Below are 26,984 nucleotides of genomic sequence, written 5' to 3' on the forward strand. Positions count from 1 at the left end.
GCCCGTTGCACAACTCGCCTCTCTATGCCGCTATCGACCTCGGCTCCAACAGCTTTCATATGCTGGTGGTGCGCGAGGTCGCCGGTGCCCTGCGCACCGTCGCCAAGGTCAAGCGCAAGGTTCGCCTCGCAGCCGGGCTCGATCCGGAATTTCGTCTCAGCCGTGCCGCCATGGAGCGAGGCTGGGACTGTTTGCGTCTCTTCTCCGAACAGTTGCAGGACATTCCGGCCGACAACATCCGGGTGGTGGGCACCGCAACCTTGCGGCTTGCCACCAACGTCGACGAGTTCCTCAGCGAAGCGGAACGGGTACTCAACCACAGCATCGAGATCATCTCGGGCGAGGAAGAGGCCAAGACCATCTATGAAGGGGTCTCCTGGACCTCCGCCGGGGAAGGCAACCGGCTGGTGATCGACATCGGCGGTGCCAGCACCGAACTGGTGATCGGCGAACATAGCGAAGCAAAACTGCTCAACAGCCTGCACATGGGCTGCGTCACCTGGCTCAACAATCACTTTGGTGATGGTGAGCTCTCCGAAGCCCGTTTCGAGCAGGCGATTGCTGCCGCCAAGGCGGTGCTGGAGAAGGTGGCGGAAGATTATCGCGCCCTCGGCTGGCGCACCTGCGTCGGCGCCTCCGGCACGGTACAGGCGCTGCAAGAGATCATGCTGGCGCAAGGGAAGAGCGAGCGGGTCACCCTGCCGAAACTGCAGGAGCTGATGGGTCAGGCCATCGCCTGCGGCAAGCTCGACCGGCTGCAACTGGAAGGGCTGGCGGCCGAGCGGCTGACCGTGTTCCCCTCCGGCCTCGCCATCCTGATCGCCATCTTCGAAACCCTCGATATCGAGAGCATGACCCTCGCGGGTGGCGCCCTGCGTGAAGGACTGATCTACGGTCTGCTTGGCAACAATCACGACTGTGATGCCCGGGATCGTACCGCCGACAGCCTGATCAGCCGCTATCAGCTGGATAAAGAGCACGCCGAACGGGTGCGCGATACCGCCGTCGAGGCGTTCAACCAGCTGCAACCGGCCTGGCGACTCTCCAAACGCTACGGTCGCCCGATTTTGCGTTATGCCGCCCTGCTGCACGAGATCGGCCTCTGTATCGAGTACAAGAAGGCGCCGCAACACGCCGCCTACATCATCGACAACATCGACATGCCGGGCTTTACCCCTGCGCAAAAGAAGCTGTTGTCGGCCCTGCTGTTCAACCAGCGGGACGAATTCAAGCTGGAACCGCTGGAGAAACAGGGTGCCGTCACCGGTCGTCAGGCGATCCGGCTGGCCCGTATCCTGCGCATCGCGCTGATCCTCTGCATGCGCCGCACCCAGGGCACAGTGCCCAGCTTCACCCTGCAGGCAGAAGAGGAGTCATTGACCCTGACCCTGCCCAAGGGCTGGATGGATGAACACTACCTGCGCGCCAGCGAGCTGCGCTTTGAAGTGGAACGCCAGCAGAAGATGGGCTGGCCGACCCGCGTACAGGAAGCCTGACTCAGCAACTAGCCTGTTTTGGAGCCGATCATGCCGGATTATCAACCCATCAGCTGCGATCTCTACGACTGGCTCGAAATTGCTGCCAGCTGGCAACTGCCGGTGACCCTCACCAGCCGCGATGATCGCCAATGGGATGACAAGATCCGCACCATCGAAGCCAGCGAAGGGGTCGAGTATCTGCTGCTGCACAGTGGCGAGCGGCTCAGTCTGGCAGAACTGGCGACCCTGCGCCTGAACTGGCAAGGGGAAGATAAGCTGATCCGCTTCGCGCCAACCAACTGAATCCAATACGAAAAAGGAGGGCCAACATGACGTTGGCCCTCCTTTTTTGCATCTGCGACTCGCACCGACCGTTAACTCGCCGCCAGCGCCGCCATCACATAGACATCGAAGCGGTTGCTCTTGGTTTCGATGGCCATGCTCGGCTTCTGTTCATTGAGCCAGCCGGCGTAGTCGGGTCGTTTCACCACCACCCGCTTCTCTGCCATTTGAAGCGCAGCTGGCAGCAGAGCATCAGCATCAAGATCCGGTCCCACCAGCGACTGAAACACCCGCATCTCTTTTTTCACCAGCGCCGACTTCTGCTTGTGCGGGAACATGGGGTCGAGGTAGATCACCTCGGGCCGCTCCGGCAGCGCCAGCAGATTGTCCACCGCCGGGCCTTGCAGCAGGTGCATCCGCTCGCTGACCCAGGGGCCAATCTCGGGATCCTGTGCCGCCCGCGCCAGCCCATCCTGCAACAGAGCAGCCACCACAGGGCTGCGTTCGATCAGGGTCACCTTGCAACCGAGGGAGGCGAGCACGAAGGCATCACGCCCCAGCCCGGCCGTGGCATCGACCACGGTCGGAGTCGCCCCCGACTTGAGCCCCACCGCCTTGGCAATGGACTGACCGCGACCGCCGCCAAACTTGCGGCGATGGGCGACGGCTCCTTCGACGAAATCCACGTAGACAGCCCCCAGCTTGGGCTCATCCAGCTTGCGCAGCTCCAGCCGCTCCGGGGTAAATACCAGAGCAAACTGGGGAAGGTCTATCTGGGCAAGCTGGCTGGCCAGCGCGTCTGCCTGCGCGGCCTTGGCGGGGTCTTCGAGGAGGATTTGCATGGTCTTTGGATGCGTTCTAAGTTCAGTGAACCGAGTGTACCACAGCCCCTTCAAGTCGCTGTAGGGAGGAAATCCCATGAACCTGTTCATTGCCCTGCTCCTCGCCGCCCAGAGCGGCACAAACCTGAAGGTCTGCGGCGTAGACTGGCCTCCCTTTTCCTATGCCGAACAGGGCAACCTGAAAGAGGGCATTTCGGTGGAGATCCATCAAGAGGTGGCGCGCCGCCTTGGCATGAACCTCACCCTGCTTGAACTGCCTTGGGGGCGCTGCGAGCAATATGTCAGCACCCAGCTGGCGGATGGCATTCTCGACAACGCCCCTCTCCCCGGTTGCTATCACTCTGACCTTGCCACCGCCTTCTATCCTCTGGCCGCCTATGTGCGTACCGACAGTCCGTTACAGAACTTCTCGTGGGAGATGGCCAAGGGGCTGAAAGTAGGAATGGTCAGGGGGTATGACTACACGGCCAAGATCAGGAACTTCGCCGGCTGGGAACCCATCAAGGTTCACTCCGACAAACAGCTGCTACTGATGCTGGAAAAGAGCCGGGTCGATATGATCATCCTGGACTACTTCTCTGCCCCCATTCTGTCGAGAGAGCAGGACGTCAGGATCCGCGCCCTCACCCCCTTTATCGATTCGACGCCACTCTACCTCTGTTTTGGCAAACAGAAGGCTGACCTGCTGCCTGCCTACAACAAGGCGCTGCAACAGATGCAGGATGAGGGAGTACTGGATCGCATCTATCTGCGCTATCTCGGCGAGGATTACCGGACATTGAAAACAAAACAGGAACAGATGACATCGAAGGAGTAAGCGCCACTAGCTGATCTGCAGAAACATTCCTTTGTCATTGAGCTGCAGATATTCGGTGAGATCGTCATAGGCCAGCGGGCGGCTGAGCAGATAACCCTGGGTGAAGGCACACCCTTTCTGGCAGAGGAAGTTGAGCTGCTCGCGGGTCTCTACCCCCTCGATCACCACCTGCATGCCGAGGTTGTGCACTATGTTGATGATGCCGTCGAGCAGCATCCGATCCTGCTCGTTGAAGGGGATATGGCGCACGAAGGAGCGGTCGATCTTGACCAGATCTACCGGGAAGGTGCGCAGATAGTTGAGGGCCGAGTAGCCGGTACCGAAATCGTCGATGGCCAGCTTGCAGCCCGCCTCGCGCAGGGCATCGATCCGCACCCTGTGCTGATCACTGCTCTCCATCAGCAGAGATTCGGTGATTTCGATGACGATGTCGGCAGGATCGAGCCCGAAGTGCTGGATCACCTTGAGCCACTCGCTCGCCTCGGGGTCGATGGTCTGGAACTCCATGGTGGAACGGTTGATCGACATCTGCAGATCAGGGAAGCCGGACTGCTGCAATCGCGCCAGATCCCGGCAAGACTGCCACAATACCAGCGCACCCAGCCCCTGAATCAACCCCGCCTCTTCCGCCAGCGGAATGAACTCGGCAGGGGATACCTGCCCCCAGTGGGGGTGATACCAGCGCACCAGCGCCTCCAGCTTGGCGACCCGTCCGCTGCGATTGTCCCAGATCGGCTGGTAGGCCATGGTCAGCTGCTCCAGCTTGATCGCTTCGGCCAAATCCTGCTGCATCTGGTGGCGCTGGCGTACCTCTTCTCGCATGGATGAGCAGTAGGCACCGAGCAACCGTCCCTGTCGCTTGGCCGCAAACAGCGCCTGTTCGGCATTGCGCAGCAGCTCGTCGCTCTCGCTGCCATCGACCGGACAGAGAGTCATGCCGATGGTCGCGGTCACATAGAGATGCTGGTTGGCCAGCATGAAGGGGCGGGCAAAGCTGCCGATCACCTGCTTGGCAAACACCTCGGCCTGACGGCGGGTGACGATGCCGGGCACCAGGAACGCGAACTCGTCGCCACCGATGCGGGCCACCAGATCTTCGGTGCGCACCCGGCTCACCAGTCGATCCGAGACCTCCCGCAGCAGGGCATCGCCAGCATGGTGATCCATGCTGTTGTTGACCGCCTTGAAGTTGTTGAGGTCGAGCACCATGAGCGCGAAGCGCTCGCCCCGCTCGCAGAAGCGGGTGAGGCAGCGGCCAAACAGCCAGCGGTTGGGCAGGCTGGTGAGGTTGTCGTAGTTGGCCTGGGTCGCGATCTTCTGCTCGGCCACCTTGGTCTGGGAAAGATCGCTGAAAATGGCGATATATTGCTGGATTTTGCCGGCTTCGCGCAGGGTGCTGATCATCAGCTGCTGCGGATAGAGCTTGCCGTTCTTGCGCTTGTTCCACACCTCGCCACGCCACACCCCCACCCGCTCCAGCGCGTGGTACATGTCGGCATAGAAGGTCTGATCGTGCAGCCCGGACTTGAGCATGCTGGGACGTTGGCCCCGCACCTCGTCGCTGCTGTAGCCAGTGATCTGCTCGAAGGCCGGGTTGACCGAGATGATGCGGCTGTCGGCATCGCACACCAGAATCGCCTCGGAGAGATTGTCGTAGACCCGGTGAGAGAGCTTGAGCTGCTCCGCATGGCGCTTGAGGGGATCGATATTCTCCAGCAGCACCATCAGGTAGTCCGGCTGCTGCTGCTCGTCGCGGATCAGGGTGACCGTTACCCGCCCCCACAGGATCTCGCCCCCCTTGCAGAAGTAGCGCTTCTCCTGGGTGAAACTGCTGCGCTCGCCGCGCCGGATCTCTTCGTAGCACTCAAGGCTGCGCTGCCAATCCTCCGGGTGATTGATATCGGAGATGGAGCGATGAAGCAGCTCGTCGAGGGGATAACCCAGCATCTTCTCGATGGCCGGGTTGGCCCAGAGAATGCGGCCGGTGAGATCGAGCTTGCCGATCCCCACCGGGGCCTGAAACAGCATGCTCTGCAACACATGAGGGGTATCAGGCAAGAGTTGCGGCAGCTGGCGTTGCAGCATCAACGCCAGTTCGCGACCGGCCAGCGGCCCCAGCAACCGGAGCAGCCCCATCACCTTGGTCATATTGGCCTGCGGCTGACGATAGAGCAGGCAGCAGATACCTATGGTTTCGCCATCCGCATCCTTGAGGGCGATCCCGGCGTAGGCCTGGGCCTGCCACACATCGGCAAGCGGCATCGCGGGGAACAGCTGCAACAGACGATCGCTGAACCAGGCTTCCCCCTCCTGCCAGGTAATGGCATCGGGAGAATCAGTGATTGGCAGCGTCAGGGTATCGGGGTCAAGAGAGGAGGGATGGGCAGCCTGAACCGTCAGGTGGGAAGCATTTGATTCCCTGCTGGCGATCAGGACGACATCAGCCATCACAGCAGCGGCGATTTCACTCACAAAGGTATCGAAATATCCCTGGCCGCTCGAATGAGCCAGACTGGAGATGATTTGATAGACGGAATCGAGTGCTCGCCTCATGGCAAGTGGCTTTCTCTCCTTGAAGGTTAGAACACGACTCTACTGAAGAGCCGTGAGCAGTGCAAATATGCAATCAGCAAGATATTAAAAAGCCTTGAAAAAAGGGACCAAAAGGTCCCTTTTTGTCGCAGAAATCACGACTCGATCCCACTATGCCGCAAAACAGTGTACCTGCTTGAAGCTCACACAGGCTGCGGGCCAGGAATCTCAGGCAGCGATCCCGCTGTGTCGCAACAGCGCATCCACCTTGGGCTCACGACCACGGAAGGCTCGGAACAGCTCCATCGGCTCCTTCGAGCCACCCTTCTCCAGAATATTCTTCAGGAAAGATTGGCCGGTGGCCGGGTTGAAGATCCCCTCCTCCTCGAAGCGGGAGAAGGCATCGGCAGAGAGCACCTCGGCCCACTTGTAGCTGTAGTAGCCCGCCGCATAGCCGCCCGCGAAGATGTGGGAGAAGCTGTGCTGGAAGCGGTTGAACGCCGGTGGTGTCATCACTGCTACCTGACTACGCACCTCGCCCAGCAGCGCCGGGAGCTGTGCCGGATTGGCCGGATCAAACTCCTGATGCAGGCGGAAGTCGAACAGGGCGAACTCCAGCTGGCGCAGCATCTGCATCGCCGCCTGGAAGTTGCGGGCGGTCAGCATCTTCTCCAGCAGATCGGCAGGCAGCGGCTCGCCGGTCTCGTAGTGGCCGGAGATAAAGGCCAGCGCCTCGGACTCCCAGCACCAGTTCTCCAGGAACTGGCTCGGCAGCTCCACCGCATCCCACGCCACGCCGTTGATACCGGCCACGCCGGCCACGTCGATACGGGTCAGCATGTGGTGGATGCCGTGGCCAAACTCATGGAACAGGGTGACCACTTCGTTATGGGTGAACAGTGCTGGCTTGCCATCCACCGGGCCGTTGAAGTTGCAGGTCAGGTAGGCCACCGGTTTTTGCAGTGAACCATCCTGACGGTAGCGACGACCCAGACAGACATCCATCCAGGCCCCGCCCTGCTTGTGCTCGCGGGCGTAGAGGTCGAGATAGAAGCTGCCGCGCAGCTCGTCGTCGGCATCGAAGATGTCGTAGAAGCGCACGTCCGGGTGCCAGGTGTCGATGCCGAGGCGCTCGCGCACCTTCATGCCGAACACCCGCTTCACCACTTCGAACAACCCCTTCACCACCTTGCTGGCGGGGAAGTAGGGGCGCAGCTGCTCATCGGAGATGGAGAACTTGTGCTGCTTGAGCTTCTCGGCGTAGTAAGCGAGATCCCAGGCTGCCAGCTCGCTCTGACCATGCTGCTCGGCGGCGAAGGCGCGGATCTCCTCCAGCTCGGCCTTGCCTTGCGGCAGGGATTTGGCCGCCAGATCGGTGAGGAAGCTCACCACCTGTTCGGTCTTGTCCGCCATCTTGGTGGCCAGGGAGAGCTCGGCATAGTTGGCAAAGCCCAGCAGCTGGGCCAGTTCGCGGCGCAGGGTGAGCAGCTCGCTCATGATGGCGGAGTTGTCCCACTTACCCGCATTGGGGCCCTGATCGGAGGCGCGGGTGGTGAAGGCCTCATACATCTCGGCGCGCAGTTCGCGGTTGTCCGCGTACATCATCACCGGCAGGTAGGAAGGGATATCCAGCGTGAACAGCCACCCCTCTTTGCCTTTAAGTTCAGCCATCTGACGGGCAGCGGCACGCACACTGTCGGGCAGACCGGCCAGTTCGGCTTCATCGGCCACCAGCTTGTGCCAGCCCTGGGTCGCATCCAGCACGTTGTTGCTGAAACGGGAGGCCAGCTCGGAGAGGCGGGCCTGAATTTCGCCGTAACGCTGCTGCGCCTCGGCAGGCAGACCGATGCCGGAGAGGCGGAAGTCACGCAGGGTATTCTGGATCTCCTTGCGCTGGGCGCCGCTGAGCAGCGGGAAATCATCGCTCTGGGAGAGGGCCAGATAGGCCTGATAGAGCCCTTCATGCTGACCGACATAGGTCTGGAATTCGGAGAGCAGCGGCAGGCAGGCGTCATGGGCCTCGCGCAGTGCTTCGCTGTTGAGTACGGAGTTGAGGTGGCTGACCGGTGACCAGATCCGTGACAGACGGTCATTTACCTCTTCCAGCGGGGCAATCAGGCTATCCCAGGTATGGGGATCACGCTGGGCCAGCACATCGCTGATCTTCTGCTTGCAGTCAGCAATCGCCTGAATCACGGCAGGCTGAACCTGCTCCGGCTTGATCTGGCTGAAAGGGGGCAGCGAATCCATTGTCAGCAAAGGGTTATTCATCCCGGTTACCTCTTGTTTGGTCTTGAACAGACCGCTTTAGCAGCTCTGTATGGCTTTCTAACATGTGGCCAAGCCACGCAATAATCAAGCGGGAATCCGCCGCAACCCTGTACTTTTCCAGCCATTGCGACCCGGATCTCTGCCGTTGCTGCAGTTTTGCTATCAACAGCCAGTAACAGAATGAATCTGTGGGCCTTTTTTGGCTCTTACCGCTACTTTCAAGGGGCAAAAAGTCGCCATTTACCGGCGCCACAGCTGCCAGCCAAGTACCGTCATGCTCAATCATGGAAACGGACAAAATGTGGTAGCTGTAACAAATTATCAATATTTTTCAGTCAATTAGAATCAAAACCAACTATTGATTAATTTATTTTCAAGCATCTATCATAGGCAACCTGCCATGCAGGTCACTTGATTCTCTGTGCTGCACAGAAATCGGGTGAAAAAGGCAAAGTGACCCGAAAGGGCGCGACGCAAAGCCACCGGTCTAAGGGAAAACACCTATGACAGCGGGGCTGCCCCCGGGGACGTCCGGTCACAACCGACGCCCCATTTGCACCGTACGGAGAGACGATGAACAAACTCAAATTATCCCTGCTTGGCTGCCTGCTCGGCATGGGCGCCCCCATGGCATATGCCACCAGTGCCGGTCAGGCGATGGTCAACCCCCAGTCCGGCGTAGTGGTCGGCTATTGGCACAACTGGTGTGACGGCTCGGGCTACAAGGGCGGTATCGCCCCCTGCGTCAAGCTCGATCAGGTCAACCCGCAATACAACGTGGTCGATGTCTCCTTCATGAAGGTCTATGGCAGCGATCCCATCCCCACCTTCAAACTCGACCCGGCCATCGGCATGAGCGAAAGCCAGTTTATCGAGCAGATTGCCGAACTGAACCGTCAGGGCCGTGCCGTGCTGCTGGCGCTGGGCGGTGCCGATGCGCACATCGAGCTGCGCAAGGGTCAGGAGCAGTCCTTTGCCGACGAGATCATCCGTCTGGTGGAGACCTATGGCTTCGACGGGCTGGATATCGATCTGGAACAGGCCGCCATCACTGCCGCCGACAACCAGACCGTGATCCCGGCGGCCCTGCGTCTGGTCAAGGATCACTATCGCGCCCAGGGGAAAAACTTCCTCATCACCATGGCGCCGGAGTTCCCCTATCTGACCCAGACTGGCGCCTACATCCCCTATATCCGCAATCTGGAAGGCTACTACGACTGGATCAACCCCCAGTTCTACAACCAGGGTGGTGACGGTATCTACATCGATGGCATCGGCTGGATTGCCCAGAACAACGATGCCCTGAAAGAAGAGTTCATCTACTACATGGCGGATTCGCTGAGCAACGGAACCCGCGGCTTCTACAAGATCCCCCATGACAAGCTGGTGTTTGGCATTCCGACCAACATCGACGCCGCCGCCACCGGCTATGTGCAGGATCCGCAGAAGCTCTACAACGCCTTCAACCGCCTGAAGAGCGAGGGGCAACCGCTGCGCGGCGTGATGACCTGGTCCATCAACTGGGACATGGGCCGCAACGCCGCCGGTCAGTCCTACAACGAATCCTTCATCAAGAGCTACGGCCCCTTCATCCACGATCAGGAGATCACGCCCCCGGTCGACAACGGCAAGCCGGTGTTCAGCGGCCTGAGCGATACCCGCATCAAGCAGGGTACCGCCTTTGATCCGCTGGCCGGTGTCAGCGCCAACGACAAGGAAGATGGCGACCTGACTGGCCAAATCCAGGTGGAAGGCTCGGTAGACAGCCAGCGCATCGGCCTCTACCCCCTCACCTACAAGGTGAGCGATCGCGACAACAACGTCACCGAGCAGGTACGTACCATCGAGGTCTACAGCATGAAGCCGGTGTTCAGCGGTGTCACCGATACCACGCTGGAACTGGGTACCGCTTTCGATCCGATCGCTGGCGTCAGCGCCCATGATGAAGAAGATGGCGACCTGACCGCCCAAATCAAGGTCAGCGGCAACGTCGACAGCAGCAAGGTCGGCCGCTACACCCTCACCTATCAGGTGAGCGACAGCGCCGGTCAGCAGGTAACCCAGCAGCGCAACGTGACCGTCAGGGAGCAGGGCGCCGTCTGTGAAAACAGCTGGGATGCCAAGAAGGTCTACGTGGGCGGCGACATCGTCAGCCACAACGGCAAGAACTGGCTGGCAGGCTGGTGGACCCAGAACGAAGAGCCGGGCACCACGGGTGACTGGGGCGTCTGGCGCGTACAGGGCGACAGCGATTGCGGCGGCACAACGCCACCCGCCGAAGGCAGCAGCGACTTCACCGTCAGCGCCATGGCGAGCGAGTACACCATAGTCAACGGTCAGGTCAGCATCCGCTTCAACCTGACCACCGCCAACCCGGTACAGATCACCGCGACTCTGGAGCAGAGCGGCCACAGCCACGGTACCACCAGCAGCCAGGTGAACGGCACCAGCACCCTGATGCTGCAGGGCAGCAATGTCACCGACGGTAGCTACGACGTGGTCATCACCGGCCTGGCAGATGGCCAGCAGCCGGTGGTACAGCGCTTCACGGTTGCGCTGACCGAAGAGAACAGCGGCGGTGGCGAAGGTGACTACCCGGCCTACGCTCCCAACACCGGCTATCAGGCTGGTGATCGGGTTAGCAATGCCGGTGGCAACTACGAGTGCAAACCCTGGCCCTACAGCGGCTGGTGTGGAGGCTCGACCAGCCACTATGCGCCGGGTACCGGCTCTGCCTGGAGCAATGCCTGGATCAAGCTCTGACCTTGCCCCAACCACTAACGGGGGCCGACAGGCCCCCGCCCATATCCTGCCCGTCGGCCACACCGCCGATGGGCAGGATGCTCTGACCCGGACGGGTTAGCCCCTCTCTTTTACATGCTTGCCAAGCACCAAAAAACATCCAACAACAACCAAGATAAGGAAATCACCATGCCAAGAACCACCAAGCTTGCCACCCTGCTCGGTTTGCTGCTGTCGGCCCATGTCGTGGCCGATGAGCGCGAACAAGCCTATTTCAAACAAACCTATCAGGAGCACTACGAGCAAATGACGGCGCGCCTCGCCGCGCTGCATCAGAGTGCGGCTGACGAGCAGAACGTGATCATCAAGGATGGCAAGCGCCACCTTGCCATCAATGGCCTGCTCTACCCGCTGACGGCGGATAACCACATTCTGTTCGATCTGCCCAAACCCCACTTTTTCGACGAAACAGCCATTCGTAACGTCTTTGATTTCTTCGATGAGGAGTGGGAGCTGACCTGGTACGACGGTGGGGTCGTAGCGGTCAACAAACGCTTTGGCAACTATGACTACGGCAACGGCTGTCTGCTGGAGTACTTCCCCCACGGCCAGATCCAGAATGGCGAACGCACCCGGGTGGTGATGGAGACCAGCTCCTGCAGCGTCAACTCGTTTGCCACCTCGCTGCAATATCTGGACAAAGGCGAGGAGCTGGCGGCCGACCAGCTGGGGCTGGACGCCAGCCTGATCACGGCGGTCGAGCGCTATCAGGATCGGCTCTATGTCAGCCAGAACGGCAATCCGGGCCATGTGGCCATTATCGATATCCCGAGCCGCCAGCAGATTGGCGAGATCCGCGGCACCGAAACCGGCAGTGCCACGGCCTACAACCAGATCAGTGAACTGTTTGTCCGCAACAACCTGCTCTACGTGGTCTCGCGCTACTCGCACCGGGTCGATATCTTCGATCTGGCCGATGAACATCGCCATGTCACCACCCTGGGAACCGGTCGGGATTCCGGCAGCAACAGCCTGCACCGCGCCCAGGCCGTCTTTGCCAATCAGGATTACGTGCTGGTGGCCGATGCGCTGAGCGAGATCAAGGTCTACCGCCAGCAGGATGTGACGCCGGAGAACAGCCTCAAGACCCCCATCGCCGGTCGGCTCGCCTTTGAAGGAAAATACAGCCACCGTCTGGTGCAACTCCATCAGGTGGGTGACTATCTCCTGGCCCACACCGCCGGCAAAAACTACTACATCTATGACCTGCGCAAACTGGCTGATGCCATCGCCAGCAACACCCCGCTGGCGCCTGAGCAGGTGATCGCCGACAGCAATCTGCAAAAAATCGACATGGATGGCGATCGGCTGGTGGTGAACTTCAAGGACCGCATCGAGTGGCATGATGCCGATACCCTGATCGCCAACGACTTTCAGTTCAAGAACCCGACCTTTACTGTCCAGGAGATCAACCAGCAGCCCGTGGCGGCGCTGAAAGATCTCCAGCTGGCGGGCTCGGCGCTTGTCACCGCCAACGAGCACGGCCTGGGTTTCAACCAGCTGCTGAGCAAGGAGATCAGCTTCACGGCCGACGAGCAGTTGCCGGCTCGCCCGCTGATCTTCGATCAGCTGATGCCGGCCGCAGTCAGCTACATACTGCGCAATGACGAACCCTACGAGGTGCTGATCGATCGCGCCCAGCGTTCGGTCAACATCAATTCGCTGGTCAAGACCGAGCTGCTTGATAACGACACGGTGCGCATCACCAACTATGCCGCCAGAGAGCTGTATGACATCAATATCGAGTCACGCCTGAACGGTATCAACAAGTGGCTGATCCTGGGCCAGCTCGATCGCCTGCCCGCCTATGCCCAAATCACCCTGCCACTGAGCGCCTTTGGTGAGCAGGGACGCTTCAACAGCGCCAGCCGCGATGGTGTGTTTGATCTCAACAACCTGCTCGACAACAGCATCAATCTGCCCGCCCAGTTCGAGCACAGGTTCAGTTCCAACTCGGATCCGTTTGCCCAGAAGCTGGCACGCCTCAAGCCAAGCTGGAACGTGCGTTTCGCCACCAACACCAGCGGCTCCTGGCGCCCCATCAATGCCCTCTACGCCCGCGAGTGGCTGATCATCGCCACCAACCTGGCCTACATGGTCTCGACCGAGGAGTTCAAACACGTCTGGTACAACTTCAAGGCGGTGAACGGCTACGAGATGTTCGGCAATGGCGGTAACAGCTATGTGCCAAACGGGATCTTTACGGCGGCCGATTATGACTACTACTACCACAGCCTGATGAAGCGCCCCTACCTCAACCTGGGGATCACCGCCATGGGGGGCGGGCTGGGGAGTGGTGGCATCACCGGGGTCGATACCTTTAACTTTGTCAGCCACTACTACGGCGGCTGGGGCATCATTGCCCACGAATTTGGCCACGGCTTCGATGGGAAGTCCTACAGCCATGAGAGCGCGTTTGCCCGTGGCAGCCACGGCTGGCATCCGCTGATGACGGGTATGGCCAACTACCATATCCGCAAGGGCGACCTGCCCTATCTGGACGATGATCTCAACGGTTTCCACAAGCCGGAAAACGACATCTATCGCTACAACTCGGTCAGCCAGGGGGCTCGCAAGCATCGCGCTGACAGCCACATGTACTATACCGACCACTACTTCATGCAATTCTCTACCATGCCGCAAGGCTGGGTAGCCAACGGCAGCGACTTCAGTGCCGGGCAGCTGGCGGCCCTGAACAATCAGGAGCGACTGCTGATGGGCTGGATCCCCAAGGAGTCGGAGAAAGGCAATCTCTGCCGGTTCACCTTCCAGGATGGCGAGCAGTACTACGGCTACGTCGAACAGCAGGCTGATGGTCTGCTCTGTGATGCCGGATCCCTGATCCGTTATCGACAGCCCGATGGCCAGTTTGTGCCGCTGGTCTCGGCCATCAACCAGTTTGACTGGCTGTCACTCCACCACAAGGGCAAGCTGGATCAGCCAGTGCTGCACCAGAATGGTCGCCAGCTCTGCTACAAGAATGTGGCGGGCTTTTACGGTATCGGCTTCGTCAATGACAACAAACAGTGCACCCAGTTGCCCAGCGTCTATCAGACCAATGGCAAGCACTGGCTGACCAGCTCCGGCTGGACCGGTCTGACCTACCTGAGCGGAGACTTCATCCTGCCCACGACCGGTAGCAGCAGTGACTTCACCGTCACCGATCTGGCGGCCGAATATCTCATCGTCAACGGCGCGATCGACTTCAGCCTCACGCTGACCACCGCCAACCCGGTGACCGTCACCGCGACCCTGTTGCAGGATGGCAATCCGGCCGCCACCGGCAGCGCCCTGATCGATGGTCAGGGTTCCCTGCAGCTGGCACAGTCGGGCCTAGCGGCCGGTAGTTACGAGCTGTTGCTGGCGGGCATGGCTGAGGGGAGCAAGCAGGGCTTCGAGCGCCGCTTCACCCTGGCGTTGGTGGAACAGGCACCGGGTGGTGACAGTGACGGTGGTAACGGCAGCTACCCGACCTATGTTGCGGGCACCGCTTATCAGAGTGGCGAACGGGTCAGCAATGCCGGTGGCGACTACGAGTGCAAACCCTGGCCCTACAGCGGCTGGTGTGGCGGCTCGACCGGCCACTATGCACCGGGTACCGGCAGCCACTGGAGCGATGCCTGGATCAAGCTGTAATCATCCGCTCGTGACCAAAAGAGAGCCATAACGACAGAGGGGGAGCCATCGGCTCCCCCTCTCGTTTATCTCTTCAACCCGGCTTAACGGGCATCTTCCTTCAGCCACTGCGCCACGCGCTTGGCGAAGTAAGTGAGGATGCCATCGGCCCCGGCCCGCTTGAAGCAGAGCAGGGACTCCATGATGCACTCCTTCTCTTTCAGCCAACCGTTCTGGATCGCCGCCATGTGCATGGCGTACTCGCCACTCACCTGATAGGCAAAGGTCGGCACGCCGAACTGATCCTTCACCTGACGGATCACGTCCAGATAGGGCATGCCCGGCTTGACCATCACGCTGTCGGCCCCTTCCTGAATATCCAGCGCCACTTCGTGCAGGGCTTCGTTGCTGTTGGCCGGATCCATCTGGTAGGTGGCCTTGTTGCTCTTGCCGAGGTTGCCGGCAGAACCGACCGCATCGCGGAACGGGCCGTAGTAGCAGGAGGCGTACTTGGCGGAGTAGGCCATGATCTGGGTGTTGATGAAGCCGTTCTCTTCCAGCGCGGCGCGGATGGCACCGATGCGGCCATCCATCATGTCGGACGGCGCGACTATATCGACCCCGGCCTCGGCGTGAGAGAGCGCCTGCTTGATCAGGATCTCGGTGGTGATGTCGTTCAGCACATAGCCTTCGTCATCGATGATGCCATCCTGCCCGTGGGTGGTGAACGGATCGAGCGCCACATCGGTGATGACCCCGAGCTCCGGGAAGCGGGCCTTGAGGGCACGCACGGTGCGCTGGGCCAGTCCGTTCGGGTTGTAGGCCTCTTCCGCCATCAGGCTCTTGCTCTCCAGCGGGGTCACCGGGAACAGGGCGATAGCGGGCACACCCAGCTCCACCAGTTCGGCAGCCTCGATCAGCAGCAGATCGATGGAGAGACGCTCCACCCCCGGCATGGAGGGAACGGCTTCCCGACGGTTCTCCCCCTCCAGCACGAACACCGGATAGATGAGATCGTTGACGGTCAGTACGTTCTCGCGCACCAGACGACGGCTGAAATCATGTTTGCGCAGACGGCGCAGGCGGCGGCCCGGAAAGGTGCCCGGAAGAGTTGTAGCCATGAATCACTCCTGGAGAGGAAGTTGGAAGAACGCGGCGGAGGTGGCCCGGGTGTGGGCCAGCAAGGCCTCGGGCGCTTCACCACGACAGGCCGCCACCACCTGGGCGATGTGCGGCAAAAAAGCGGGTTCGTTGCGTTTCGGGCGCGGTTTCAGATCCCGCGGCACCAGATAGGGTGCGTCGGTCTCGATCATCAGGCGGCCGGCTGGAATGCGGGCCACCTGCTCGCGCAGCAGTTGGCCGCGGCGCTCGTCGCAGAGCCAACCAGTCACCCCGATATGCAGCCCCAGCGCCAGACACTCGTCCAGCTCCTCGTCGGAGCCGGTGAAGCAGTGCAGCACGGCTCCCGGTAGTCTGGGCAGCCAGGGACGCAAGATCTCGATGAAACGGGCGTGAGCATCGCGGCAGTGGAGAAACACCGGCATCCCGAGCTCGGCGGCCAGTGCCAGCTGGGCGTCGAACACAGCATCCTGCAGCGGACGGGGAGAGAAATCGCGGTTGTAGTCGAGGCCACACTCGCCGATGGCCACCACCTGCGGCAGCGCCGCCAGCTCGCGCAGGGCGGGCAGGGTCGACTCATCGACACTCTTGGCATCGTGGGGATGGACCCCGGCGGTGGAGAAGCAGTAGCCCGGCCAGCGGGCGGCCAACCCGGCGCTCTCGCGGCTGCCAGCCAGATCGGTACCGGTCAGGATCAGCGCTTCCACTCCGGCGGCACGGGCGCGGGCCACCAGCTCAGCCTGCTCGCCGGCAAACTGGCTGCTGGTCAGGTTTAAACCGATATCGATCATGGGATGAGGAGTTCCAGACAAAAGGAATACATATCAGGTATTTGAAAACCATCTACCGAATGGGGCCTTACCATACGCCTCGAACGGGAGCATGAAAAGAGGAAGGGAGCCTAAGCTCCCCTCGTTCTGCTATTCCTGCGGACTTCGTCATCCTCTCGCCGTCCGGCAAACAGGTGACGAACAGAGCCTCAACTCTCCACATCCGGTTGTTCCTGTTGCTCTTCATCCTCTTTCTTCACGTAGAAGCGGGCGAAGAACAGACCTATCTCCCACAGCGCCCACATCGGGATGGCGAGCAGGGTCTGGGAGAAGACATCAGGCGGCGTCAGCAGCATGCCGACCACAAACACCCCGACGATGACATAGGGACGTTTCTCCTTCAGGTTTTGCGGTGTGGTCACGCCGGTCCAGCAGAGCAGTATGGTGGCCACCGGAATTTCGAACGCCACCCCGAACGCGAAGAACAGGGTCAGTACGAAGTCCAGATAGCTGGCGATATCGGTAGCCACCGTCACCCCGGCGGGTGCTGTGCTGGTGAAGAAACCGAACACCAGCGGGAACACCACGTAGTAGGCGAACGCCATCCCCGCATAGAACAGCAGGGCACTGGAGACCACCAGCGGCATGATCAGGCGCCGTTCGTGCTGGTACAGACCGGGGGCGATAAAAGCCCAGGCCTGATAGAGCAGATAGGGGATCGCCACGAAGAAGGAGACCACCAGCGTCAGCTTGATCGGCGTCAGGAAGGGGGTCGCCACATCCGTCGCTATCATGCTGGTCCCTTCCGGCAGCTGGCTGAGCAGCGGCTGGGCCACGAAGTCGTAGATGTTGTTGGAGAAGTAGATCAGCGCCAGAAACACCACGAGGATGGCGGTAATGGAGCGCAGCAAGCGGGTTCTCAGCTCAACCAGATGGCTGATCAGGGGTTGTTCGGCCTGACTCATGACTTCACCTCCCCTTTTACTGCGGAGTCGCTGACCGGCACCAGCTCGCTCTCCCGCTGGCTGTTGACCGGCGGCACGTCGTGGCTCAGCTGCACCGCAGGCTCAACCGGCGTGGCAGGCTCAGCCTGGGCGACCGGCTCGGGGCGTGGCGGACGGATCTCGTTCTCCACCTGATAGGGGCGATTGACCGACTGGGCCGCCGCCTTGAGCTGTTCGATGGACTCCTGCAGCTCGGGGCTCAGGTTGCTCATCTGCAACTGTTCGGCCTTCTTGAGGTCGTTATGCAGCTCTTGCAACTTGAGCTCCTGCTCCAGCTCGGACTTGACCGAGTTAGCGGTCGAACGAATGAGGCGGATCCAGTGGGTAGCCGTGCGGATGGCAACCGGCAGCCGCTCGGGCCCCAGTACCACCAGTGCTACCACACCGATAACGACCAGCTCCCAAAAACCGATATCGAACATGGCTTAGGCCTGGTCTTTGTCTTTCTGCTTGGCGGTCTCACTGCTCTGAGTGGCCGCTTCGTTCAGCTGTTTCGGGGGAAACTCGGCATCTTTCTGCTCGGCCTTGGCATCAGCCGGCTCGTCGGAGAGGGCTTTCTTGAACCCTTTGACCGCCGCGCCCAGATCACCGCCAATGCCGCGCAGTTTCTTGGTACCGAACAGCAGCACGACGATGACTGCAATGATCAACAATTGCCAAATACTGATACCACCCATGATTTTCTCTCCAGAACAGGCGCCTGACGGCGCGGTTGTTGATTAATGGGAACGGGTTCGCAACCAGCCGACCAGCCAGCAGAGGGCTGCACCGGCGAGACTGGCTTGTCCCCACTCAATGTGTTGTTTTTGGGTCAGCAAGAATACACCCGCCAATAGCAGGCTGGCTCCAACTCCTAAGAGGTAGCGGGCCTGCCCCTGCCGGCGGCTGTGACGGCGGAACTCGGCAAACATCAGGTCGAAATGACGCTGCTGATGACGGGTCTGGCGCAGAGTCTCATAGACCAGCTCCGGCAGCTCCGGCAGCTTCTCGGCCCAGAATGGCGCCTTCTCCTTGATGGCGTTCAATACCGACTTGGGCCCGACCTGTTCGTGCATCCAGTTTTCGAGGAACGGCTTGGCGGTCTGCCACAAATCGAGTTGCGGGTAGAGCTGGCGCCCCAACCCTTCCACATAGAGCAGGGTCTTTTGCAGCAGCACCAGCTGCGGCTGCACCGTCATATGGAAGCGACGCGCGGTGTTGAACAGGTTGAGCAGCACGTGACCGAACGAAATTTCGGAGAGCGGCTTCTCGAAGATGGGCTCCAGCACGGTGCGGATGGCAAACTCGAACTCGTCCACCTTGGTGTCTGCCGGTACCCAGCCCGACTCCACATGCAGCTCCGCCACCCGACGATAGTCTCGGTTGAAGAAGGCGAGGAAGTTCTCCGCCAGATAGCGTTTGTCTTCCCGATTGAGGGTACCGACGATGCCGCAGTCGATGCCGATCCAGAGCGGGTTTTCCGGATGTTCGTAAGAGACGAAGATGTTGCCCGGGTGCATATCGGCGTGGAAGAAGCTGTCGCGGAACACCTGGGTGAAGAAGACCTCCACCCCGCGCTCGGCCAGCAGCTTCATGTTGGTGCCGTTGGCTTCCAGCGCAGCGATATCGGAGACCGGTATGCCGTAGATGCGCTCCATCACCAGCACCTGCTCGCGGCAGAGATCGGTGATGATTTCAGGCACATAGAGCGCCTCGGAGTCGGTGAAGTTGCGCCGCAGCTGGATGGCGTTGGCCGCTTCGCGCATCAGGTTGAGCTCGTCGAGGATGGTCTTGCGATACTCCTCCACCACCTCGATGGGGCGCAGTCGCGCACTCTGGGGCACAAAGCGCGCCACCAGACGGGCCAGCGCCCGCATCAGGCGCAGATCGGCGTCGATGACCGGCTCGATGTCGGGACGGATCACCTTGATGACGATCTCGCGGCCACTCTCCTTCAGCCGGGCGGTATGCACCTGCGCGATGGAGGCCGACGCCAGCGGCGTCTCGTCGAAGTCATCGAACAGGGTCTCGATAGGGCAACCCAGACTGCGCTCAATCTGCTGACGCGCCGCCTGACCGCAGAAGGGGGGCACCCTGTCCTGCAGCAGGGCCAGCTCCTCGGCAATGTCCGGCGGCAACAGGTCGCGGCGGGTCGAGAGCATCTGGCCAAACTTGATGAAAATGGGGCCGAGAGCCTCGAAGGCGAGGCGGATGCGGGCTCCGCGGCTGAGATCCGGTTGCCTGTTCTTGAGCCAGAACAGGGAGCGACGGGCCAGACGACCCGGCCAGGGTTGATAGCGGGCGGGCACCAGTTCGTCGATGCCCTGCTCCAGCAGGATGGTGATGATGCGATAGAGGCGTTTGAACTCCTTCGGGGTCATCAGGTCACCTGCTGTTCAAAGCGGGCCAGCCGCAGTTCGACGGCCTTGAGCTGCTGGGCCAGCACCTCGACGTCATCGTTGAAACTCGCCACTTCCAGCGGGCCGGGGGCTAGGCGGGCCTCTTCGGTCAGATATTCCGCCAGCTGGCTGCGGGTGCGGCACAGCTCGCGGCCGACCAGACGACGCGCCTGACGGGCACCGCTGAACAGGGTGTGGGCCAGCACGTCGCCGGTATAGCGCGACAGCTCCTCCTCCCAGTCGATATCCAGCTCACCCAACAGCACGCTGAATGCCTGTACCAGCTGGGGATCACCGCTCAGATCCAGTTTCTCCTCGCGGATATAACGGGTCAGAGCTGACGGGTCTTTCAGCAGACCGAGGGCGGTCAGGGAGAGACTGAGCACCGCATCGGCCTCCCCTTCATGCTGGGCCAGCACATCCAGTCGACGCTCGGAGAAGACAAACCAGAGCGGCTTGAGTTCACGCAGCTCCAGCTTGAGCACCTTGCCCACCAGTTTGCGCAGCCGCTCCGGGCTCTGTTTGTCCAGCGCCAGCAACTGGTTGAGGCTGGTTTCGATCACCGCGGTGACCATGGCATCCATCGGCATAGGCAACCTTAAAACTTGTAACCGCGGTGCAGGGCGACCACACCCTGAGTCAGATTGAAGTACTCCACCTGCTCGAAACCGACATTTTCCATCATGCCAGCCAGGGTCTGCTGATCCGGGTGCATGCGGATGGACTCTGCCAGATATTTGTAGCTTTCACTGTCGTTCGCGACGATTTCGCCCATTTTCGGCAGCAGTTTGAAGGAGTAGAGGTCATAGAGCTTGGCGATCACTTCACTGACCGGCTTGGAGAACTCCAGCACCAGCAGACGCCCACCCGGCTTGAGCACCCGGAACATGGAGGCAAGCGCCTTGTCCTTGTCGGTGACGTTGCGCAGGCCGAAACCGATGGTAATCACGTCGAAATGGTTATCCGGGAAGGGGAGCGCCTCGGCATTGGCCTGCACGTAGGAGACGTTGTTGGCGACCCCCAGATTGCGCAGCTTGTCGCGGCCCACTTTCAGCATGGAGTCGTTGATATCCGCCAGCACCACCTGACCGGTCTCGCCGACGATGCGGGAGAACTTGGCGGTCAAGTCACCGGTACCACCGGCCAGATCCAGCACCTTCTGGCCCTTGCGCACACCGGAACAGTCGATGGTGAAGCGCTTCCACAGGCGGTGGATGCCGAACGACATCAGATCGTTCATCAGATCATACTTGGCTGCCACCGAATGGAAGACACCTGCTACCAGAGTTTCCTTCTCGGTCGCGGCCACGGTTTTAAAGCCAAAATGCGTTGTCGTTGCTTGTTCTGACATCCCTTAAACACCCATAGAGCAAAGAATGGCCGCCAGTTTACCAGAGCCACTGGCGTCCGGACACCTTAAACCCGGCTCGCAACCAACTGCATGCCCAGCACCACCATGGCCAGACAGAGGAAGAGATTGAGACCGATATTGAGCAGCGCTTTCAGATAGGCCCCATGTTGAGCCAGCACCACCGTATCGAGGGCAAAGGAAGAAAACGTGGTCAGGGCACCGAGGATCCCCACCATCAGCAGCGGCTTCATCGGGTGTTCTACCACATGACCATGACTGATGAGGGCGAATGCCACCCCCATGATGAAAGAGCCCACCACGTTGACCACCAGAGTCCCGTAAGGAAAGTGGCGCCCCAGCAGCAAGGCCATCAGTTCGGCAATCCCAAAACGAAGGCAGGCGCCGATGGCGCCCCCTGCAGCAACATAGAACCAGGTTTGCATGGTGTCACTCCCTCAGGGTCAGGCCGCCATTATGTCGCAATGGCGGCCCTTGTGCCCAGAGGCGGAACTAATCGTCATCCAGCATGATTGAAAACTCAGCGGCGAAAATCGATGGGCTCTGGCTGACCCAGCACGATCTCGGTCTGGGCCGGGCGGGTCTGGGCAATCACCTTGCCGTGGCGGATCGAGTAACGCACCGGCACCTGACGGCGCACCGCATCGAAGCCGTTCTCGGCGGGCAGGACCAACAGGTTGGCCGGTTTGCCCACCTCGATACCATAGCGATCCTGCACATTCAGGGTGCGGGCGCTGTGGCTGCTGATCAGCTTCAGACCGTCGTTGATCTGCTCGTAACCCATGATCTGGCAGACATGCAGCCCCATGTGCAGCACCTGCAACATGTTGGCAGTGCCCATGGGATACCAGGGATCGAACACGTCGTCGTGACCGAAGCAGACGTTGATGTTCGCCTCCAGCATCTCCTTCACCCGGGTAATACCGCGGCGTTTGGGATAGGTATCGAACCGCCCCTGCAGGTGAATGTTCACCAGCGGATTGGCCACGAAGTTGATGTCCGCCATCTTCAGCAGACGGAACAGGCGGGAAGCATAAGCGCCGTTGTAGGAGTGCATGGCAGTGGTGTGGCTGGCCGTCACCCGATGGCCGATACCCCGCTCGTAGGCCAAGGTCGCCAGCGTCTCGATGAAACGGGACTGCTCGTCATCGATTTCGTCACAGTGCACATCGACCAGAACCTGATACTTCTCGGCAAGATCGAAGATGTAGTGCAGACTTTCGACCCCATATTCCCGAGTGAACTCAAAATGGGGAATAGCACCGATTACATCAGCCCCCAGCTTGAGCGCCTCCTCCAGCAGTGCCTTGCCATTGGGGTAGGAGAGGATCCCCTCCTGCGGGAAGGCAACGATCTGCAGCTCGACCCACTCCTTCATCTCCTCCCGCACCTCCAGCATCGCCTTGAGCGCCACCAGATTGGGATCGGAGACATCGACGTGAGTACGGACGAACTGGATGCCGTTGGCGATCTGCCACTTCAGCGTCTGGATGGCGCGCTGTTTCACATCCTCATGGGTCAACAGTGCCTTGCGCTCGGCCCAGCGCTCGATCCCCTCGAACAGGGTGCCGGAGAGGTTCCAGCTCGGCTCACCCGCCGTCTGGGTGGTATCGAGGTGAATGTGGGGTTCGATAAAGGGGGCCATCGCCAGACCGCCCTCCCCGTCCAGCATCCGACCGGCGACGGCATGTTCGTCATGGGGTTCGATGGCGGTGATGACCCCATCCTGACAGCGGATCTGCCACAACCCTTCCCGATCGGCCAAACGAATATGTTGAATCAGCATTTGTTAGCTTCCTGTACCAGAACCGGCCGCTGGGTGAGGCGAACCAGAATGAAATAGGTGAAGGCGGCGCCCAATACCGCGTTGAGTGGCACTATGCCCGGCAGCCACTTGCCGACAGCCACCCCGACTGCCGTGGAGACCAGCGCCTGCCAGCGCACCGTCTCGAACTGCTGATCGGCAAACTGACGGTAACGCTCACGATTGAGCAGGAAATCCATGATGATAATGCCACCGATCGGCGGAATTGCCGTACTCAAAAAGGCCAGCCAGCCGACAAAGTTGTTGTAAAGCCAGAGGGCACAAGCCGTACCGATGAGGCCGTTGATCACGCTGAGTGGCTTGCTCTTGAGACCGGTAATGTTGGCAAAACCGAGGCCGGAGGCGTAGAGAGCGTTGTCGTTGGTAGTCCAGATATTGAGGCCCAGCACCAGAATGGCGGGGATCAACAGCCCCTGCATCAGCATCACTTCCGAGATATCGGCCTGACCGGTCACGGCCGCACCGGCAGCACCGAAGACGAACATTAGCGTGTTGCCCAAAAAAAACGCCACCATGGTAATCATGACGGTGCCCCAGGGTTTGCGACCAAAGCGAACAAAGTCGGCGGTCAGGGTTCCTGCACTGATAAAGGAACCAACCACCATGGTCAACGCCGTGGTGAACTCGATGGGATTGCTTGGTTGTACCTGCTGCAGTGCAGCCATGCCACCGGTCGAGGTCACCGCCAGCCAGACCGAGTAGCCGCCAAGCAGTGCAATGGCCGGTACGGCCACAAAGCTCAGCACCATCAGGGCGGAGATGCCGAAGTAGACGGTCACCGTCATCAACATGCCCGAAATGGCGATCAGCCAGTTCACATCTATGCCGGTCGCCTTCTGCACCGGCAGGGCAAACATCGCCACACCAACGCCAAACCAGCCGACCTGAGTACCGCCCAGCAGCAGCGAAGGCAGCCAGGAACCTTTCATCCCAAACGAGTAGCGCGCCAGCAGATGGGTAGAGAGGCCGGTTGAGGCACCGATATAACCGAGACAAGCGGTGTAGATACCCAGCAACAAGTTGCCGATAAGTACCGCCTTGATGAAGTCATCGAACACCAAGCCGGTACCCAGCGCACCACCGGTCCACATGCTGGCAGAGAAGAAGGTCAGGCCGAGCATCACCAGCATCAGCGACAGCACACCTTTGCGCCCTTTGGCGGGTACCGCCCCCAAACAGTATTCGTTATCCTGCGCCATGCTCTCTCTCCACGTAATAGGCAAAACGCGCCGGATTTTATACGTAAAACGTTTTACGTCAATCAATCATGGTTAAATCTCTGGATAAAACCATCAATAGCAGTCAAATGAGTAACACATTAGGACTCAAATCAGCAGATAAACTTTGTCGACTGCAAGCAGAGGGGGTTGCGGAAATAGGGAATGTAAGGGGATATCACAAAAATGACAGATGCAAAAAAGCCTCCCTTTTCAGGGAGGCTTTCTATTTAATGGTGCTGATACCCAGAATCGAACTGGGGACCTCATCCTTACCAAGGATGCGCTCTACCGACTGAGCCATATCAGCACACTAACCGGTAAAGACCACGCTGGGCGTAATCTTGAAATTGGGTGCCTGGCAGTGTCCTACTCTCGCATGGCGAATGCCACACTACCATCGGCGCTACCGCGTTTCACTTCTGAGTTCGGCATGGGATCAGGTGGTTCCACGGCGCTATGGCCGCCAGGCAAATTCTTCAATCTGAGAAAGCTGACGTAAGTAATTCGTTCGTATTTGCTACAAGCCTTAGAACACTTCTTGGGTGTTGTATGGTTAAGCCTCACGGGTAATTAGTATGGGTTAGCTCAACACATCACTGCGCTTACACACCCCACCTATCAACGTTGTGGTCTCCAACGGCCCTTTAGGACCCTCAAGGGGTCAGGGATGACTCATCTCAGGGCTCGCTTCCCGCTTAGATGCTTTCAGCGGTTATCGATTCCGAACTTAGCTACCGGGCAGTGCCACTGGCGTGACAACCCGAACACCAGAGGTTCGTTCACTCCGGTCCTCTCGTACTAGGAGCAACTCCCTTCAATCATCCAACGCCCACGGCAGATAGGGACCGAACTGTCTCACGACGTTCTGAACCCAGCTCGCGTACCACTTTAAATGGCGAACAGCCATACCCTTGGGACCGACTTCAGCCCCAGGATGTGATGAGCCGACATCGAGGTGCCAAACACCGCCGTCGATATGAACTCTTGGGCGGTATCAGCCTGTTATCCCCGGAGTACCTTTTATCCGTTGAGCGATGGCCCTTCCATTCAGAACCACCGGATCACTATGACCTACTTTCGTACCTGCTCGACCTGTCCGTCTCGCAGTTAAGCTGGCTTATGCCATTGCACTAACCTCCTGATGTCCGACCAGGATTAGCCAACCTTCGTGCTCCTCCGTTACTCTTTGGGAGGAGACCGCCCCAGTCAAACTACCCACCAGGCACTGTCCGCGAGCCCGATTCAGGGCCCTGCGTTAGAACATCAAACATACAAGGGTGGTATTTCAAGGACGGCTCCAGCGCAACTGGCGTCACGCCTTCAAAGCCTCCCACCTATCCTACACATGTAGGTTCAATGTTCAGTGCCAAGCTGTAGTAAAGGTTCACGGGGTCTTTCCGTCTAGCCGCGGGTACACCGCATCTTCACGGCGAATTCGATTTCACTGAGTCTCGGGTGGAGACAGCATGGCCATGGTTACACCATTCGTGCAGGTCGGAACTTACCCGACAAGGAATTTCGCTACCTTAGGACCGTTATAGTTACGGCCGCCGTTTACCGGGGCTTCGATCAAGAGCTTCGCTTGCGCTAACCCCATCAATTAACCTTCCGGCACCGGGCAGGTGTCACACCCTATACGTCCACTTTCGTGTTTGCAGAGTGCTGTGTTTTTGATAAACAGTCCCAGCCATCTGGTCACTGCGACTCCCAACTGCTCCATCCGCAAGGGACTTCACTGTCAAGAGCGAACCTTCTCCCGAAGTTACGGTTCTATTTTGCCTAGTTCCTTCACCCGAGTTCTCTCAAGCGCCTTGGTATTCTCTACCCGACCACCTGTGTCGGTTTGGGGTACGATGACTTGTAATCTGAAGCTTAGAGGCTTTTCCTGGAAGCAGGGCATCAATGGCTTCCGCACCGTAGTGCGTTCGTCTCGTGTCTCAGTGTTGTGTCTCCGGATTTGCCTAGAAACACCACCTACGCACTTTCACCAGGACAACCGTCGCCTGGCCCACCTAGCCTTCTCCGTCCCCCCATCGCAATTACAAGTCGTGCAGGAATATTAACCTGCTTCCCATCGACTACGCCTTTCGGCCTCGCCTTAGGGGTCGACTCACCCTGCCCCGATTAACGTTGGACAGGAACCCTTGGTCTTCCGGCGAGGAGGCTTTTCACCCCCTTTATCGTTACTTACGTCAGCATTCGCACTTCTGATATCTCCAGCATACCTCTCGATACACCTTCGCAGACTTACAGAAACGCTCCCCTACCACTCACACATAAGTGTGAATCCGCGGCTTCGGTGCCTGGTTTGAGCCCCGTTACATCTTCCGCGCAGGCCGACTCGACTAGTGAGCTATTACGCTTTCTTTAAATGATGGCTGCTTCTAAGCCAACATCCTAGCTGTCTGAGCCTTCCCACATCGTTTCCCACTTAACCAGAACTTTGGGACCTTAGCCGGCGGTCTGGGTTGTTTCCCTCTTCACGACGGACGTTAGCACCCGCCGTGTGTCTCCCGGATATTACTTACTGGTATTCGGAGTTTGCATGGGGTTGGTAAGTCGGGATGACCCCCTAGCCCAAACAGTGCTCTACCCCCAGTAGTATTCGTCCGAGGCGCTACCTAAATAGCTTTCGGGGAGAACCAGCTATCTCCGAGTTT

General features: G+C 59.6%; 19 protein-coding genes, 1 tRNA gene, 2 rRNA genes and 1 riboswitch (1 of these 23 cut by a window edge). Of the genes, 5 read left to right on the forward strand and 17 right to left on the reverse strand.

What is annotated here, in order from left to right:
* Positions 1-5: 5 nt before the first annotated feature.
* The gene (gppA, locus tag I6L49_RS15500) at positions 6-1,496 is read left to right on the forward strand and encodes a guanosine-5'-triphosphate,3'-diphosphate diphosphatase (protein ID WP_005355894.1); all 1,491 of its coding nucleotides are present in this window, start codon (positions 6-8) and stop codon (positions 1,494-1,496) included.
* 30 nt (positions 1,497-1,526) lie between these two features.
* Positions 1,527-1,781, forward strand: a complete 255-nt coding sequence (locus tag I6L49_RS15505) for a Rho-binding antiterminator (protein WP_216949870.1) — start codon at positions 1,527-1,529, stop codon at positions 1,779-1,781.
* Positions 1,782-1,852: 71 nt separating this feature from the next.
* Here I6L49_RS15505 and I6L49_RS15510 read toward each other — a convergent pair whose 3' ends face one another.
* Positions 1,853-2,602, reverse strand: coding sequence for a class I SAM-dependent methyltransferase (locus I6L49_RS15510; RefSeq protein WP_216949871.1), 750 nt, complete (start codon positions 2,600-2,602; stop codon positions 1,853-1,855).
* Between the two features lie 76 nt (positions 2,603-2,678).
* Between I6L49_RS15510 and I6L49_RS15515 the strand changes: the two genes are divergently transcribed.
* Positions 2,679-3,419 (forward strand): ABC transporter substrate-binding protein, encoded by a 741-nt coding sequence (locus I6L49_RS15515; RefSeq protein ID WP_181223537.1) that lies wholly within the window; start codon positions 2,679-2,681, stop codon positions 3,417-3,419.
* A gap of 6 nt (positions 3,420-3,425) precedes the next feature.
* On the opposite strand, the gene I6L49_RS15520 is transcribed toward I6L49_RS15515, so the two are convergent.
* Complete coding sequence (locus I6L49_RS15520) at positions 3,426-5,972, reverse strand: bifunctional diguanylate cyclase/phosphodiesterase (RefSeq protein WP_216949872.1); 2,547 nt, start codon at positions 5,970-5,972, stop codon at positions 3,426-3,428.
* Between the two features lie 207 nt (positions 5,973-6,179).
* Complete coding sequence (gene prlC, locus I6L49_RS15525; RefSeq protein WP_216949873.1) at positions 6,180-8,222, reverse strand: oligopeptidase A; 2,043 nt, start codon at positions 8,220-8,222, stop codon at positions 6,180-6,182.
* A gap of 437 nt (positions 8,223-8,659) precedes the next feature.
* A riboswitch (cyclic di-GMP riboswitch) is annotated at positions 8,660-8,745 on the forward strand.
* 50 nt (positions 8,746-8,795) lie between these two features.
* Between prlC and I6L49_RS15530 the strand changes: the two genes are divergently transcribed.
* Both I6L49_RS15530 and I6L49_RS15535 read left to right on the forward strand, forming a co-directional pair.
* Entirely contained in the window at positions 8,796-10,985 is a 2,190-nt protein-coding gene (locus I6L49_RS15530; protein WP_216949874.1) for an immunoglobulin-like domain-containing protein, read from the forward strand.
* Positions 10,986-11,153: 168 nt separating this feature from the next.
* Entirely contained in the window at positions 11,154-14,660 is a 3,507-nt protein-coding gene (locus tag I6L49_RS15535; protein WP_216949875.1) for a hypothetical protein, read from the forward strand.
* A gap of 83 nt (positions 14,661-14,743) precedes the next feature.
* On the opposite strand, the gene hemB is transcribed toward I6L49_RS15535, so the two are convergent.
* From hemB to I6L49_RS15605, 14 genes are all read right to left on the reverse strand, one after another.
* Entirely contained in the window at positions 14,744-15,760 is a 1,017-nt protein-coding gene (gene hemB, locus I6L49_RS15540) for a porphobilinogen synthase (RefSeq protein ID WP_216949876.1), read from the reverse strand.
* A 3-nt stretch (positions 15,761-15,763) separates the two neighbouring features.
* Positions 15,764-16,549, reverse strand: a complete 786-nt coding sequence (locus tag I6L49_RS15545; protein ID WP_216949877.1) for a TatD family hydrolase — start codon at positions 16,547-16,549, stop codon at positions 15,764-15,766.
* 188 nt (positions 16,550-16,737) lie between these two features.
* Positions 16,738-17,493, reverse strand: coding sequence for a twin-arginine translocase subunit TatC (tatC, locus tag I6L49_RS15550; protein ID WP_040098487.1), 756 nt, complete (start codon positions 17,491-17,493; stop codon positions 16,738-16,740).
* Positions 17,490-17,954, reverse strand: coding sequence for a Sec-independent protein translocase protein TatB (tatB, locus tag I6L49_RS15555; protein ID WP_110304509.1), 465 nt, complete (start codon positions 17,952-17,954; stop codon positions 17,490-17,492). Before tatB ends, tatC begins: the two co-directional genes overlap by 4 nt.
* A 3-nt stretch (positions 17,955-17,957) precedes the next feature.
* The gene (gene tatA, locus I6L49_RS15560; protein WP_005339385.1) at positions 17,958-18,209 is read right to left on the reverse strand and encodes a Sec-independent protein translocase subunit TatA; all 252 of its coding nucleotides are present in this window, start codon (positions 18,207-18,209) and stop codon (positions 17,958-17,960) included.
* 42 nt (positions 18,210-18,251) lie between these two features.
* Complete coding sequence (gene ubiB / locus I6L49_RS15565; RefSeq protein WP_216949878.1) at positions 18,252-19,892, reverse strand: ubiquinone biosynthesis regulatory protein kinase UbiB; 1,641 nt, start codon at positions 19,890-19,892, stop codon at positions 18,252-18,254.
* Entirely contained in the window at positions 19,892-20,500 is a 609-nt protein-coding gene (locus I6L49_RS15570) for an SCP2 domain-containing protein (protein ID WP_005339380.1), read from the reverse strand. Before I6L49_RS15570 ends, ubiB begins: the two co-directional genes overlap by 1 nt.
* Before the next feature lie 8 nt (positions 20,501-20,508).
* Positions 20,509-21,261, reverse strand: a complete 753-nt coding sequence (gene ubiE / locus I6L49_RS15575; protein ID WP_005342396.1) for a bifunctional demethylmenaquinone methyltransferase/2-methoxy-6-polyprenyl-1,4-benzoquinol methylase UbiE — start codon at positions 21,259-21,261, stop codon at positions 20,509-20,511.
* A 65-nt stretch (positions 21,262-21,326) separates the two neighbouring features.
* Positions 21,327-21,704 (reverse strand): fluoride efflux transporter CrcB, encoded by a 378-nt coding sequence (gene crcB, locus I6L49_RS15580; RefSeq protein ID WP_005339378.1) that lies wholly within the window; start codon positions 21,702-21,704, stop codon positions 21,327-21,329.
* 95 nt (positions 21,705-21,799) lie between these two features.
* Positions 21,800-23,065 carry a cytosine deaminase gene (locus tag I6L49_RS15585; RefSeq protein ID WP_216949879.1) on the reverse strand — a complete coding sequence of 422 codons (1,266 nt, stop codon included), beginning with the start codon at positions 23,063-23,065 and terminating at the stop codon, positions 21,800-21,802.
* Positions 23,059-24,303 carry a cytosine permease gene (gene codB, locus I6L49_RS15590; protein ID WP_216949880.1) on the reverse strand — a complete coding sequence of 415 codons (1,245 nt, stop codon included), beginning with the start codon at positions 24,301-24,303 and terminating at the stop codon, positions 23,059-23,061. The genes I6L49_RS15585 and codB overlap by 7 nt, the downstream gene beginning before the upstream one ends.
* A gap of 252 nt (positions 24,304-24,555) precedes the next feature.
* A tRNA-Thr gene (locus tag I6L49_RS15595) sits at positions 24,556-24,631 on the reverse strand.
* A gap of 46 nt (positions 24,632-24,677) precedes the next feature.
* Positions 24,678-24,792: ribosomal RNA gene (rrf, locus tag I6L49_RS15600) — 5S ribosomal RNA — on the reverse strand.
* Positions 24,793-24,873: 81 nt separating this feature from the next.
* Positions 24,874-26,984 (reverse strand): 23S ribosomal RNA (locus I6L49_RS15605); it runs 781 nt beyond the window's last position.

The sequence above is a fragment of the Aeromonas sp. FDAARGOS 1419 genome (genome assembly GCF_019047045.1).
In the GTDB taxonomy this organism is placed as follows: domain Bacteria; phylum Pseudomonadota; class Gammaproteobacteria; order Enterobacterales; family Aeromonadaceae; genus Aeromonas; species Aeromonas veronii.

What these genes read in the sequence shown, in the direction of transcription:
- tatA (WP_005339385.1), bottom strand. Translation starts at nt 18,209, where the DNA reads ATGGGTGGTATCAGTATTTGGCAATTGTTGATCATTGCAGTCATCGTC.
- I6L49_RS15585 (WP_216949879.1), bottom strand. Translation starts at nt 23,065, where the DNA reads ATGCTGATTCAACATATTCGTTTGGCCGATCGGGAAGGGTTGTGGCAG.
- I6L49_RS15570 (WP_005339380.1), bottom strand. Translation starts at nt 20,500, where the DNA reads ATGCCGATGGATGCCATGGTCACCGCGGTGATCGAAACCAGCCTCAAC.
- ubiE (WP_005342396.1), bottom strand. Translation starts at nt 21,261, where the DNA reads ATGTCAGAACAAGCAACGACAACGCATTTTGGCTTTAAAACCGTGGCC.
- codB (WP_216949880.1), bottom strand. Translation starts at nt 24,303, where the DNA reads ATGGCGCAGGATAACGAATACTGTTTGGGGGCGGTACCCGCCAAAGGG.
- I6L49_RS15510 (WP_216949871.1), bottom strand. Translation starts at nt 2,602, where the DNA reads ATGCAAATCCTCCTCGAAGACCCCGCCAAGGCCGCGCAGGCAGACGCG.
- I6L49_RS15535 (WP_216949875.1), top strand. Translation starts at nt 11,154, where the DNA reads ATGCCAAGAACCACCAAGCTTGCCACCCTGCTCGGTTTGCTGCTGTCG.
- hemB (WP_216949876.1), bottom strand. Translation starts at nt 15,760, where the DNA reads ATGGCTACAACTCTTCCGGGCACCTTTCCGGGCCGCCGCCTGCGCCGT.
- I6L49_RS15515 (WP_181223537.1), top strand. Translation starts at nt 2,679, where the DNA reads ATGAACCTGTTCATTGCCCTGCTCCTCGCCGCCCAGAGCGGCACAAAC.
- tatB (WP_110304509.1), bottom strand. Translation starts at nt 17,954, where the DNA reads ATGTTCGATATCGGTTTTTGGGAGCTGGTCGTTATCGGTGTGGTAGCA.
- I6L49_RS15505 (WP_216949870.1), top strand. Translation starts at nt 1,527, where the DNA reads ATGCCGGATTATCAACCCATCAGCTGCGATCTCTACGACTGGCTCGAA.
- crcB (WP_005339378.1), bottom strand. Translation starts at nt 21,704, where the DNA reads ATGCAAACCTGGTTCTATGTTGCTGCAGGGGGCGCCATCGGCGCCTGC.
- I6L49_RS15520 (WP_216949872.1), bottom strand. Translation starts at nt 5,972, where the DNA reads ATGAGGCGAGCACTCGATTCCGTCTATCAAATCATCTCCAGTCTGGCT.
- prlC (WP_216949873.1), bottom strand. Translation starts at nt 8,222, where the DNA reads ATGAATAACCCTTTGCTGACAATGGATTCGCTGCCCCCTTTCAGCCAG.
- ubiB (WP_216949878.1), bottom strand. Translation starts at nt 19,892, where the DNA reads ATGACCCCGAAGGAGTTCAAACGCCTCTATCGCATCATCACCATCCTG.
- I6L49_RS15545 (WP_216949877.1), bottom strand. Translation starts at nt 16,549, where the DNA reads ATGATCGATATCGGTTTAAACCTGACCAGCAGCCAGTTTGCCGGCGAG.
- I6L49_RS15530 (WP_216949874.1), top strand. Translation starts at nt 8,796, where the DNA reads ATGAACAAACTCAAATTATCCCTGCTTGGCTGCCTGCTCGGCATGGGC.
- tatC (WP_040098487.1), bottom strand. Translation starts at nt 17,493, where the DNA reads ATGAGTCAGGCCGAACAACCCCTGATCAGCCATCTGGTTGAGCTGAGA.